The 12,763-nt window shown below is 60.2% G+C and carries 12 protein-coding genes; 10 read left to right on the forward strand and 2 right to left on the reverse strand.

Annotation, left to right across the window (positions count from 1 at the left end; translation table 11 throughout):
• Positions 1 to 235 precede the first annotated feature (235 nt).
• The 8 genes from HKK54_RS12075 (at position 236) to HKK54_RS12110 (ending at position 9,407) form a co-directional block, all read left to right on the forward strand.
• Complete coding sequence (locus HKK54_RS12075) at positions 236 to 1,015, forward strand: gamma-glutamyl-gamma-aminobutyrate hydrolase family protein (RefSeq protein ID WP_169386888.1); 780 nt, start codon at positions 236 to 238, stop codon at positions 1,013 to 1,015.
• Between the two features lie 39 nt (positions 1,016 to 1,054).
• Positions 1,055 to 2,413: a glutamine synthetase family protein gene (locus tag HKK54_RS12080; RefSeq protein WP_010167850.1), complete on the forward strand. Its 1,359-nt coding sequence runs from the start codon at positions 1,055 to 1,057 to the stop codon at positions 2,411 to 2,413.
• Positions 2,414 to 2,471: 58 nt separating this feature from the next.
• Positions 2,472 to 3,836: an aspartate aminotransferase family protein gene (locus tag HKK54_RS12085; protein ID WP_010167849.1), complete on the forward strand. Its 1,365-nt coding sequence runs from the start codon at positions 2,472 to 2,474 to the stop codon at positions 3,834 to 3,836.
• Positions 3,837 to 4,043: 207 nt separating this feature from the next.
• On the forward strand, positions 4,044 to 5,138 hold the full coding sequence (locus HKK54_RS12090) for a polyamine ABC transporter substrate-binding protein (RefSeq protein WP_010167848.1): 1,095 nt from the start codon (positions 4,044 to 4,046) through the stop codon (positions 5,136 to 5,138).
• Between the two features lie 163 nt (positions 5,139 to 5,301).
• Positions 5,302 to 6,396, forward strand: a complete 1,095-nt coding sequence (locus tag HKK54_RS12095) for a polyamine ABC transporter substrate-binding protein (protein WP_169386889.1) — start codon at positions 5,302 to 5,304, stop codon at positions 6,394 to 6,396.
• 67 nt (positions 6,397 to 6,463) lie between these two features.
• The gene (locus HKK54_RS12100; RefSeq protein ID WP_010167845.1) at positions 6,464 to 7,606 is read left to right on the forward strand and encodes an ABC transporter ATP-binding protein; all 1,143 of its coding nucleotides are present in this window, start codon (positions 6,464 to 6,466) and stop codon (positions 7,604 to 7,606) included.
• On the forward strand, positions 7,603 to 8,523 hold the full coding sequence (locus HKK54_RS12105; RefSeq protein ID WP_003213882.1) for an ABC transporter permease subunit: 921 nt from the start codon (positions 7,603 to 7,605) through the stop codon (positions 8,521 to 8,523). The genes HKK54_RS12100 and HKK54_RS12105 overlap by 4 nt, the downstream gene beginning before the upstream one ends.
• On the forward strand, positions 8,520 to 9,407 hold the full coding sequence (locus HKK54_RS12110) for an ABC transporter permease subunit (protein ID WP_010167842.1): 888 nt from the start codon (positions 8,520 to 8,522) through the stop codon (positions 9,405 to 9,407). The genes HKK54_RS12105 and HKK54_RS12110 overlap by 4 nt, the downstream gene beginning before the upstream one ends.
• Before the next feature lie 142 nt (positions 9,408 to 9,549).
• Here the strand turns inward: HKK54_RS12110 and HKK54_RS12115 are convergent, their stop codons facing one another.
• Entirely contained in the window at positions 9,550 to 10,191 is a 642-nt protein-coding gene (locus HKK54_RS12115) for an HD domain-containing protein (protein WP_010167840.1), read from the reverse strand.
• Positions 10,192 to 10,456: 265 nt separating this feature from the next.
• Here HKK54_RS12115 and HKK54_RS12120 point away from each other — a divergent pair, with 265 nt between their 5' ends.
• Complete coding sequence (locus HKK54_RS12120; protein ID WP_010167836.1) at positions 10,457 to 11,422, forward strand: GlxA family transcriptional regulator; 966 nt, start codon at positions 10,457 to 10,459, stop codon at positions 11,420 to 11,422.
• Here HKK54_RS12120 and HKK54_RS12125 read toward each other — a convergent pair.
• Positions 11,400 to 11,753 (reverse strand): carboxymuconolactone decarboxylase family protein, encoded by a 354-nt coding sequence (locus tag HKK54_RS12125; protein WP_010167834.1) that lies wholly within the window; start codon positions 11,751 to 11,753, stop codon positions 11,400 to 11,402. The two genes, HKK54_RS12120 and HKK54_RS12125, sit on opposite strands and share 23 nt — an antisense overlap.
• A 100-nt stretch (positions 11,754 to 11,853) precedes the next feature.
• Here HKK54_RS12125 and HKK54_RS12130 point away from each other — a divergent pair, with 100 nt between their 5' ends.
• Complete coding sequence (locus HKK54_RS12130) at positions 11,854 to 12,756, forward strand: AraC family transcriptional regulator (RefSeq protein ID WP_010167832.1); 903 nt, start codon at positions 11,854 to 11,856, stop codon at positions 12,754 to 12,756.
• The last annotated feature ends 7 nt before the right edge of the window (positions 12,757 to 12,763 follow it).

The following is a 12,763-nucleotide window of genomic DNA, read 5'->3' on the forward strand; positions in this document are numbered from 1 at the left end:
TCGGGTTTCAGTCAACCCGAACGGCATGCCGAAGTCAAGCGAGGCCTTTTTTGCCCTAAAAAAGCGCCTTGAGGGCTTTTTTGGGGCTTTTTGGGGCGGTTTTTTGGGTTTGGTGCTCTTGGAACCAGCACGTTTGAGCGGGCCGTGTTGTATTTTTTACGGGGGTGTTGTGTAAAAAAATGAACAAGGCTAAGCTCGATTCAAACCCATAACAGCAATAATACCGGGGTGCTTCATGTCTCGCCTGCCGTTAATCGGCGTCACCGCCTGCTCCAAACAGGTCGGTCTGCATGCTTATCACATCAGTGGCGACAAATACGTCCGTGCAGTGGCCACCGCTGCCAAGGGCTTGCCATTGATCATTCCGTCCCTGGCGGACCTGCTCGACCCGGCCAATATTCTTGACGGCCTGGACGGCATTCTTTTTACCGGATCACCTTCCAATATCGAACCCTTTCACTACGACGGTCCGGCCAGCGCGCCCGGGACTGCTCATGATTCTGCACGGGACCAAACCACCCTGCCGCTGCTGCGTGCCGCCATCGCGGCAGGCGTTCCGGTGCTGGGGATTTGCCGTGGCTTCCAGGAAATGAACGTGGCGTTTGGCGGCAGCCTGCACCAGAAGGTTCACGAAGTGCCGGGCATGATGGATCACCGCGAAGACGACACCCAGCCGCTGGACATCCAGTATGGCCCGGCGCACCCGGTGACGATCTCCCCGAATGGGGTATTGGCAAGCCTGGGCTTGCCGCCGACGATCCAGGTCAACTCGATTCATTCCCAGGGCATCGATCGCCTGGCGCCGGGTTTTCAGGTCGAGGCCACCGCCCCGGATGGCTTGATCGAAGGCTTTTCGATCCCCGCGGGCAAGGCTTTTGCTTTAGGAGTGCAATGGCACCCCGAATGGCAGGTAAGCTCTAACCCGCACTACCTCGCAATCTTCCAGGCATTTGGCAATGCCTGTCGAAAGCGGGTGATGCAACGCGACGCGGATGCTGCGTCAACTTACGCCTGACCTTTAATGGATGTCAGGAAACACAGCCCAGAGGCATTTATGAGTAACAACCTCGACCAGCTCACCGATTGGTTGAAAGACCACAAGATCACAGAAGTCGAATGCATGATTGGCGACCTCACCGGCATCACCCGGGGCAAGATCTCGCCGACCAACAAGTTCATCGCCGAAAAAGGCATGCGCCTGCCCGAAAGCGTTCTGTTGCAGACCGTGACCGGCGACTATGTCGAAGACGACATCTATTACGAATTGCTCGACCCGGCCGACATCGACATGATCTGCCGCCCGGACGAGAACGCGGTGTACCTGGTGCCCTGGGCCATCGAGCCTACCGCTCAGGTGATCCACGACACCTACGACAAGCAAGGCAACCCGATCGAGCTGTCGCCGCGCAACGTGCTCAAGAAAGTCCTCAAGCTCTACGCCGACAAAGGCTGGCAGCCCATCGTGGCGCCGGAGATGGAGTTCTACCTGACCAAGCGCTGCGAAGACCCGGACTTCCCGCTGCAACCGCCGATTGGCCGTTCCGGTCGCCCGGAAACCGGTCGCCAGTCCTTCTCTATAGAAGCGGCCAACGAATTCGACCCGTTGTTCGAAGACGTCTACGACTGGTGCGAGCTGCAGGAACTGGACCTCGACACGCTGATCCACGAAGACGGCACGGCGCAGATGGAGATCAACTTCCGTCACGGCGACGCACTGTCCCTGGCCGACCAGATCCTGGTGTTCAAGCGCACCATGCGCGAAGCGGCGCTCAAGCACAACGTGGCGGCCACCTTTATGGCCAAGCCCATGACCGGCGAGCCCGGCAGCGCGATGCACCTGCACCAGAGCATCATCGACATCGCCACCGGCAAGAACGTGTTCTCCAATGAAGACGGGACTAAAAGTGAGCTGTTCCTGCACCACATCGGTGGCCTGCAGAAATTCATCCCCGAGCTGTTGCCGCTGTTCGCGCCTAACGTCAACTCGTTCCGCCGCTTCCTGCCCGACACCTCGGCGCCGGTCAACGTGGAATGGGGCGAAGAAAACCGCACCGTTGGCCTGCGGGTACCGGACGCCGGCCCACAAAACCGCCGGGTGGAAAACCGCCTGCCGGGCGCCGACGCCAACCCGTACCTGGCGATTGCCGCCAGCTTGCTGTGTGGCTACATCGGCATGGTCGAAGGCATCAGCCCAAGCGCGCCGGTGGTTGGCCGGGGTTACGAGCGCCGCAACCTGCGCCTGCCGCTGACCATCGAAGACGCCCTGGAACGCATGGAAAACAGCAAGACCATCGAGAAATACCTGGGTCACAAATTCATCACAGGCTACGTCGCGGTCAAGCGGGCCGAGCATGAAAACTTCAAGCGCGTGATCAGTTCGTGGGAGCGGGAATTCCTGCTCTTCGCCGTCTGATGCGCCGGGCGCGCCCTTTAAACGGCGCGTCCTCACCTGAAACATCTAGGAGATTGGTATGTCCAGCAACAACCCGCAAACCCGTGAATGGCAAGCCTTGAGCAGCGATCACCACCTGGCGCCGTTCAGCGACTTCAAGCAATTGAAAGAGAAAGGCCCACGGATCATCACCAAAGCCCACGGCGTCTACCTGTGGGACAGCGAAGGCAACAAGATTCTCGACGGCATGGCCGGCCTGTGGTGCGTGGCGATCGGTTACGGTCGTGATGAACTGGCTGATGCGGCCGCCAAGCAGATGAAAGAGTTGCCTTACTACAACCTGTTCTTCCAGACCGCCCACCCGCCGGTGCTGGAACTGGCCAAAGCCATCTCCGATATCGCCCCGCAAGGCATGAACCACGTGTTCTTCACCGGTTCCGGCTCCGAAGGCAACGACACCATGCTGCGTATGGTCCGCCACTACTGGGCGATCAAAGGCCAGCCGAACAAGAAAACCATCATCAGCCGCAAGAATGGCTACCACGGCTCCACCGTGGCCGGCGCCAGCCTGGGCGGCATGACCTATATGCATGAGCAGGGCGACTTGCCGATCCCGGGCATCGTCCACATCGCCCAGCCTTACTGGTTCGGCGAAGGCGGCGACATGAGCCCGGAAGAGTTCGGCGTGTGGGCCGCGAACCAGCTGGAAGAGAAGATTCTGGAGCTGGGCGTGGACAACGTCGGTGCCTTTATTGCCGAGCCGATCCAGGGTGCCGGTGGCGTGATCGTGCCGCCAGACAGCTACTGGCCGCGCATCAAGGAAATCCTCGCCAAGTACGACATCCTGTTCGTGGCCGACGAAGTGATCTGCGGCTTTGGCCGCACCGGTGAGTGGTTCGGTAGCGACTTCTTCGGCCTCAAGCCCGACATGATGACCATCGCCAAGGGCCTGACCTCGGGCTACATCCCGATGGGCGGCCTGATCGTGCGCGACGAAGTGGTCGCGGTGCTGAACGAAGGCGGTGATTTCAACCACGGGTTCACCTATTCCGGTCACCCGGTGGCGGCAGCGGTCGCCCTGGAAAACATCCGCATCATGCGCGATGAACAAATTGTTAAGCGCGTTCATGACGAAACGGCACCCTATTTGCAAAAGCGTCTGAGGGAACTGGCTGATCACCCGTTGGTGGGTGAAGTTCGCGGTGTGGGCATGCTTGGTGCGATTGAGCTGGTTCAGGACAAGGCAACGCGCAAGCGTTACGAAGGCAAGGGCGTTGGCATGATCTGCCGCACGTTCTGCTTCGAGAATGGCCTGATCATGCGCGCCGTGGGCGACACCATGATCATTTCGCCGCCGTTGGTGATCAGCAAGGCCGAGATAGACGAGTTGGTGACCAAGGCGCGGCACTGCCTGGACCTGACTTTGGCGGCACTGCAGGGCTAAATGCTAGGCTCAGAACGCAGCGCCTGCTGGGCGCTGCTTCCGGGATGTTAGAAAAGTGGGGCATTGGTTGAAAGCCGGCCCTTGAACTTGCCAGACTGTCGCCCTGTTTTGTTGCCCTTAGACGGGCTGCGAAACACGTTGTACTTAAAGAACGAACGTGGCCCAAAAAAGAAAAAATTGGAGCATGACCGAATGAAGGCATTAGGTTTGAAGAACGCTGGCAAGACCCTCCTGGCCTTGTCCCTGATGGGGGCCATGGCAGGCGCGGCGCACGCCGACGATAAAGTGCTGCACGTTTATAACTGGTCCGACTACATCGCACCGGACACCATCGCGAACTTTGAAAAAGAGTCCGGGATCAAGGTGGTCTATGACGTGTTCGACTCCAACGAAACCCTGGAAGCCAAGTTGCTGGCAGGCAAGTCCGGTTACGACATTGTCGTGCCGTCGAACAACTTCCTCGCCAAGCAGATCAAGGCCGGTGTTTACCAGGAGCTGGACAAGTCCAAGTTGTCGAACTACGACAACCTGAACAAGTCGCTGCTTAAGGCCGTGTCCGTCAGTGACCCGGACAACAAGCACGCCTTCCCGTACATGTGGGGCTCGATCGGCATCGGCTACAACCCCGAGAAGGTCAAGGCCGCACTGGGCATCGACAAGATCGACTCGTGGGACGTTATCCTCAAGCCGGAAAACCTCGCCAAGCTCAAAGGCTGCGGTGTGAGCTTCCTCGATTCGCCAACCGAAATGCTGCCAGTGGCACTGCATTACCTGGGCCTGCCGACCGACACCCAGAAGAAAGAAGACCTCAAGCAAGCCGAGGCCCTGTTCCTCAAGCTGCGTCCTTCGATCGGTTACTTCCATTCGTCCAAGTACATCTCCGACCTGGCCAACGGCAACATCTGCGTCGCCGTGGGTTACTCGGGTGACGTGCAACAGGCCAAGTCCCGCGCGGCTGAAGCCGGTGGCAAGGTCAAGGTTGCCTACGACATTCCGAAAGAAGGTGCCGGCAGTTTCTACGACATGGTCGCCATCCCTAAAGATGCCGAAAACGTCGACGCTGCCTACAAGTTCATGAACTACCTGCTCAAGCCGGAAGTCATGGCGGGCATTACCAACAGCGTGCGCTTCCCGAACGGTAACGAGAAAGCCACCGCATTGGTCGACAAAGACATCACCAGCGACCCAGGCATTTATCCGCCAGCGGACGTGCAAGCCAAGCTGTATGCCATTGCTGACTTGCCGGCTGCTACTCAGCGGGAAATGACCCGCAGCTGGACCAAGATCAAATCGGGCAAGTAAGCCGCTTTGATAGCTGTTTTGCTAACTGCCGCGATGCGCGCGGTGGTTAGCGAAACAATTAAATGACAGAAAGTTTTGCCGGATCGGTTTATCGAGGGTAAGTTGCGCGCCGGTTTTGTTGCCGGGCAACAACTTCGGGCCCAACTATTAAGAGGACCTCCACTTGCCAATTTCTTTATTTCGCAAAGCCATGCTGGTGGGTGCAGGTATCACGCTGGCTGTCAGCGTGCAGGCCGCGCCGACGGTGCATATTTATAACTGGTCGGACTACATTGGCCCGGACACCCTGGCCAACTTTGAAAAAGCCACCGGCATCAAGCCGGTCTACGACGTGTTCGACTCCAACGAAACCCTGGAAGGCAAGCTGCTTGCTGGTCGTACCGGGTATGACGTGGTCGTGCCGTCCAACCACTTCCTCGGCAAGCAGATCAAGGCCGGGGCGTTTCAGAAACTTGATAAGTCGCAACTGACCCACTACGCCAACCTCGACCCGGCGCTGCTCAAGCGTCTGGAAAAGAACGACCCGGGCAACCAGTACGCCGTGCCGTACCTGTGGGGCACCAACGGTATTGGTTACAACGTCGATAAAGTCAAAGAAGTGCTGGGCGTCGACAAGATTGACTCCTGGGCCGTGCTGTTCGAGCCGGAAAACATGAAGAAGCTGGCGAGCTGCGGCGTGTCGTTCATGGACTCGGCAGACGAAATGCTGCCGGCGGTGCTCAACTACATGGGCCTGAACCCCAACAGCACCAACCCTGAAGACTACAAGAAGGCCGAAGAGAAACTGCTGAAAGTGCGTCCCTACGTGACCTACTTCCATTCTTCCAAGTACATCTCCGACCTGGCCAACGGCAACATCTGCGTGGCGGCAGGCTTCTCCGGTGATGTGTTCCAGGCCAAGGCCCGCGCGGCCGAGGCGGGCAAAGGCGTGAACATCGCCTACGTGATTCCCAAAGAAGGCGGCAACCTGTGGTTCGACGTGCTGGCCATCCCCAAGGATGCCACCAACGTCAAAGAGGCCCTCGCCTTCATCAACTATTTGCTGAAACCTGAGGTGATCGCTCAGGTCAGTGATTACGTCGGTTACGCCAACCCTAACCCAGGGGCGGACAAACTGATGGAGCAATCGATACGCACTGACGAAGCGGTTTACCCACCGCAGGCGGTTCTCGACCGGACTTTTGTCAACTTCGAGCTACCCCCGAAAGTGCAACGTTTGATGACCCGTAGCTGGACCAAGGTCAAGACGGGCAAGTAAGGCTCAAACTATCCAAGGCTGGCCCATTTTGGGCACGCTGCACTCTTTTTTTCTGGGAGTTTCGTAAATGGCAGTTGCCTCCGGCGCCTATAAGAAAGCCCTCGAGGGCGACCAGTCACCTAAAAAGGTGCTGGTCAAAATCGACCGGGTCACGAAGAAGTTCGACGAGACGATTGCCGTGGACGATGTGTCCCTGGAAATCAAGAAAGGCGAGATCTTCGCCTTGCTCGGCGGATCGGGTTCGGGCAAATCCACTTTGCTGCGCATGCTCGCAGGCTTCGAGCGCCCAACGGAAGGACGCATTTACCTCGACGGTGTGGACATCACCGACATGCCGCCGTACGAGCGGCCGATCAACATGATGTTCCAGTCCTACGCCTTGTTCCCCCACATGACCGTGGCCCAGAACATAGCGTTTGGCCTGCAACAGGACAAGATCCCCAAGGCCGAGGTCGACGCCCGCGTGGCCGAGATGCTCAAGCTGGTGCAGATGAGCCAGTACGCCAAGCGCAAGCCGCACCAGCTGTCTGGCGGCCAGCGTCAGCGGGTGGCCCTGGCGCGTTCCCTGGCCAAGCGTCCGAAATTGCTGCTGCTCGATGAGCCGATGGGCGCACTGGACAAGAAGCTGCGTTCGCAGATGCAACTGGAGCTGGTGGAGATCATCGAGCGCGTGGGCGTGACCTGCGTGATGGTGACCCACGACCAGGAAGAGGCCATGACCATGGCCGAGCGCATCGCGATCATGCACCTGGGCTGGATCGCCCAGATCGGCAGCCCGATCGACATCTATGAAACGCCTACCAGCCGCCTGGTGTGCGAGTTCATCGGCAACGTCAACATCTTCGACACCCAGGTGGTGGACGACGCCGAAGGCCACGCGGTACTCAAGTGCCCGGACCTGGACCGCGACATCTACGTCGGCTACGGCATCGCCACTTCGGTGGAAGACAAGTCGGTGACCTACGCCATCCGCCCTGAAAAGCTGCTGGTGACCACCGAAATGCCGACCTGCGAACACAACTGGTCCAGCGGCAAGGTGCACGACATCGCCTACCTCGGCGGCCACTCGGTGTTCTACGTCGAATTGCCGAGCGGCAAGCTGGTGCAATCCTTCGTGGCCAACGCCGAGCGCCGTGGCCAGCGTCCTACCTGGGGTGACCAGGTGTACGTGTGGTGGGAAGACGACAGCGGCGTGGTACTTCGCTCATGAACATGAAGAAGTTCAAACGCCAGCTGCAACGAATAACGCCCGGTGGCCGGCACGTGGTCATCGGGATCCCTTTCCTCTGGTTGTTCCTGTTCTTCATGCTGCCGTTCTTCATCGTCTTGAAGATCAGCTTTGCCGAAGCCGACGTGGCGATCCCGCCGTACACGGAGATCTACACCTTCGTTGAACAGAAACTGCAGTTGGTGCTGAACCTGGCCAACTACGGGATGCTCGGCGATGACGAGTTGTACATCGCGGCGTACCTGGGCTCGCTGAAGATGGCGTTTTTCAGCACCATCCTCTGTCTGTTGATCGGCTACCCGATGGCCTACGCCATTGCCAGCGCGCGCAAGGAAATCCAGACCGTGCTGGTGCTGCTGATCATGATGCCGACCTGGACCGCGATCCTGATCCGGGTGTATGCGTGGATGGGCATCCTCAGCAATAACGGTTTGCTCAACGGCTTTTTGATGTCCATCGGGCTGATCAACGAACCGCTGCAGATCCTCAACACCAACATCGCGGTGTATATCGGCGTGGTCTATTCGTACCTGCCGTTCATGATCCTGCCGCTGTACGCCAACCTGGTGAAGCACGACCAGAGCCTGCTGGAAGCCGCCTCGGACCTGGGCTCGAGCACCTTCAACAGCTTCTGGAAAATCACCGTCCCGCTGTCCAAGAACGGCATCATCGCCGGTTGCATGCTGGTGTTTATCCCGGTGGTGGGCGAGTTCGTGATCCCGGAACTGCTGGGCGGCCCGGAAACCCTGATGATCGGTAAAGTGTTGTGGCAAGAATTCTTCAACAACCGTGACTGGCCGGTGGCGTCTGCCCTGGCGGTGGTGATGCTGGCGATCCTGATCGTGCCGATCATCCTGTTCAACCGCAGCCAAGCCAAAGAGATGGAGGGCAAGATATGAAGCGCGTCAGTTTCTCAAGCTTCATGCTGGTGGCGGGGTTGCTGTTCATCTACCTGCCGATGCTGATCCTGGTGATCTACTCGTTCAACGAATCCAAACTGGTGACGGTGTGGGGCGGTTGGTCGGTGAAGTGGTACGTCGGCCTGTTGGACAACACCCAGTTGATGGGCTCGGTGGGTCGCTCGCTGGAAATTGCCTGCTACACGGCGATTGCGGCAGTGGCACTCGGTACGCTCGCGGCCTTCGTGCTGACGCGTATCAGCCAGTTCAAGGGCCGCACGCTGTTTGGCGGCCTGGTAACGGCGCCGCTGGTAATGCCGGAGGTGATCACCGGTCTGTCGCTGTTGCTGCTGTTCGTGGCCATGGCGCAGATGATCGGCTGGCCCCAGGAACGTGGCCTGGTGACCATCTGGATCGCCCACACCACGTTCTGTTCGGCGTATGTGGCGGTGGTGGTGTCGGCGCGCTTGCGTGAGCTGGACCTGTCGATTGAAGAGGCCGCCATGGATCTGGGGGCGCGGCCGTGGAAGGTGTTCTTCCTGATCACCATCCCGATGATCGCGCCGTCGCTGGCGGCGGGCGGCATGATGTCGTTCGCGTTGTCCCTGGATGACCTGGTGTTGGCCAGCTTCGTGTCGGGGCCGGGTTCGACCACGTTGCCGATGGAAGTGTTCTCGGCGGTGCGCCTGGGGGTTAAACCCGAGATCAACGCCGTGGCCAGCTTGATTCTGTTGGCGGTGTCGATCGTGACCTTCCTGGTGTGGTTCTTCAGCCGCCGTGCCGAAGAGCACCGCAAGAAAGCCATCCAGCAGGCGATTGAAGAAGCGGCTGCGGATGGTTGGGAGAAACCGGCGGACTCGCGTCGCGCACCGGCACCGGTCTAACTGACGGAACCGGCTTAAAAAATGTGGGAGCTGGCTTGCCTGCGATGGCGGTGTATCAGTCAACAAATTAGTCGACTGTCACACCGCCATCGCAGGCAAGCCAGCTCCCACAGTAGTTTTGGGGTGTTTATAAGATTGTGTTTCAGGCCACCCAAGGCGACTTGCGAATCACCTCGACAAAGTTCATCGGCTTGAACCCAGGCTCCTGATCCACCAGTACATCGGTCTTCACGTTGCCAAACGTGGTCTGCGGACGATGGCGCAAGCCGTCGGCAAACGCGCAGATGATGCATTCCTTGAACCCTTCACCCCGTGGGTGCGCATGCACTACGGCTTCGCGCTGCACGCTGCTGAACGCCGCGTACTCCATCCCCAGCACGTCCATTTCCACGCCGGCCGTCACCAGCGCCACGGTCGGACGCAGATGCTTGGGCACGCCCGGCGTAGTGTGCAGGGCAATCGACAGCCATACCTGCTCGATGTCGTCATCGCTCAGCCCGTACGGCTTGAGGAAATCCGCCGCTGCGTTGGCGCCGTCCACTTCAAAACGTTCGTCGTCACTGCGGTGGCCTTCCACCAGGCCCAGGTCGTGGAACATGGCGCCGACGTACAGCAGCTCCGGGTTATACGCCAACTGCTGGCGCTCACCGCTCAGGGCGCCGAACAGAAACACCCGGCGGGAGTGGTGGTACAGCAGGTCGGATTCGATGTCGCGGATGTATTCGGTGGTGGCCTTGGCCAGGGCGCTGTCCGGGATCTTGATGCCGGCGATGGTGGTGCTCATGGTCGTTCTCCTCAAGAAAGCGCCGGGTTGGCGCCGATGAGTCCAGTCTGGTCGCGCGCCCGCGGGGGGGCTACCGTGGCGAGGGCGCGATCCCGGCCAATGTGCCGCGATATCGCGCCAAGGCTATGCGCGATCAACTGTAGGAGCTGGCTTGCCTGCGATAGCATCACCTCGGTATACCTGCTACACCGAGGTGTCTGCATCGCCGGCAAGCCAGCTCCTACAAGGGTTGTGTTTATTCAGTTAGAAAAAGGTGTTCCTGCTCATGGGCAAAACCGTTGCCATCCTGATCTTCCCCGGCGTTCAGTCACTGGACGTGACCGGGCCCCTGGATGTGTTCTGCGAGGCCAACCGTTTTCTGCCGCCCGGGGAGCATTACCAGCTGGACGTGATTGGCCTGGGCCACGGCAACATGGCGTGCTCCAACGGCTTGTCGTTGCAGGCTCACCGGCATTTCAGCGAGGCCCTCGAGCCCTACGATTTGCTGTTGATGGCCGGCGGGCCGCAGTTGCCCTTCGAGGATTTCGGCCCGGCCTTCAATCAATGGCTGCGTGACGCCAGTGCGCGAGCCAAACGCTTCGGTTCCATCTGCAACGGTGCCTTCCTGCTCGCCCGCGCCGGTTTGCTGGACGGGCGCACCGTCACCACTCACTGGGGCGACGCCGCCGGTCTGGCCGGTTTGTGCCCGTCGGCCCAGGTGGAAGCCGACCGTCTCTACGTGCAGGACGGCAACCTCTACACCTCCGCCGGGGTGACGGCGGGCATCGACCTGTCGCTGTACCTGCTGGCCCAGGATCACGGCCCGGAAGTGGCCCTCAGCGTGGCCAAGCGTCTGGTGGTATTCACCCAGCGTTCGGGTGGGCAGTCGCAGTTCAGCCCGTTTCTTACGCCCCACGCCGAAGCCACCTCGGCGGTGGCATTGGTGCAGCTGTATGTATTGGCGAACCTGACGGGGGACCTGACCATCGCCGATCTGGCCAAGGCGGCGAACATGAGCGCGCGCAACTTCTCCCGGGTATTTGCCCGGGAAGCGCAGATCACCCCGGCGGAGTTCGTCGAGCGGGCGCGGGTGGACGCGGCGCGGGTGATGCTGGAAAGCACCCACGCGCCGCTCAAGACCGTGGCGTATCAATGCGGCTTTCGCGATGCCCAGCACATGCGCAGTGTGTTCAATCGCCGGCTGGGCGTGACGCCGCAACAATTCCGGCTTAACTTTGCGGCGCCGGTGTGAGCGTGTCGTAGGCTTCCAGGGCGCGCAGCGAGTAGATGTACGCCGCGCCGGCATTCAGCGAGATTGCCGTGGCCAGGGTCGCGGCCACTTCTTCGCGGGTGGCGCCGGCCTTGATCGCCGCGTCGGCATGCACGCCGATGCAACCGTCGCAGCGGGTGGTGATGGCCACGGCGATGGAAATCAGCTCACGGGTCTTGGCATCGAGGACGTTGTTTTCCTCGGCAGCTTCCCCCAGCGCCATGTAGGCTTTGACCATCTTCGGGTTGCTCTTGCCCAGTGCGCCAAAGGCTTTCTTCACGGTAGGCAGCAAGTCGGACCAGTTATTGAACATTGCGTTAACTCCTCAGCGGGTTTGGGTGTGAAACCAGTCTGCGCGGTTCAGGTTTGGCGCTTTTGTTCGATCCACTCACCTTTTTGACCGATGCTCGCAAATGAACTCCATCGACACCCTGATCGCCTTGGCCAACCTGCGGGGCAGCCTGGACCTGCGTTGCCAGTTCCAGGGCGCCTGGGCCATGGACCACGAGCCCGAGCCGCTGGGCGTGGCGCCGTATCACATTGTGCTGGCGGGCACCTGCCGCGCCGAATTGTCCGGCGGCCAGCAGGTGACACTGGAGGAAGGCGACATCCTGTTGATGCCCGGCGGCGCGACGCACCTGGTGCGCAGCCAGGGCGCGCGGGTGAAGCCGGTGGCGCAGACCGTGATCGAGGGCGGCCTGCTGCCGATCCATCGCCTGGGGAGCGATCAGCCGGACGTGGACATGCTCTGCGGCAGCTTTCGCTACAACCGCCAGTCGTTGTTGTTCAGTGCGTTGCCGGACTACCTGGTGGTGTCCAGCCGGCAGTGGCAGGCCGATGGGCAGTTGGCGGCACTGATCGCCTTGCTGCGCAGCGAGGCGGACGGTCAGCAGTTGGGCGCGCGGTTTTTTATCGATGCGCTGTCATCGGCGTTGTTCACCCTGATTTTGCGGGCCTGGCTCACGCAGCAAGCGCCGGCGGCGGGCACCTTTGCCTTGCTGGCCGACAAGCGCCTGGGCAAGGCCTGGCAGGCGATGCTGGCCGAGCCTGGCCATGAGTGGACCATCGACAGCCTGGCCAGCGCCGCGTCGATGTCCCGGGCGACGTTCATGCGGGCGTTTGTCAAAGTGGCGGGTGTGTCGCCGTGGGTGTTGTTGACGCAGTTGCGCATGGAGTTGGCGTTCAACCTGCTGCATCAATCGCGGCTGAGCCTGACGGATATTGCCGCCCAGGCGGGGTATCAATCCCAGGCGGCGTTCAGCAAGAAATTCAAGGAAACCTACGGTGAGGCGCCGGGGCGCATGCGCGCCCGGTAGACGCAAC

The sequence above is a fragment of the Pseudomonas sp. ADAK13 genome, from assembly GCF_012935715.1.
In the GTDB taxonomy this organism is placed as follows: domain Bacteria; phylum Pseudomonadota; class Gammaproteobacteria; order Pseudomonadales; family Pseudomonadaceae; genus Aquipseudomonas.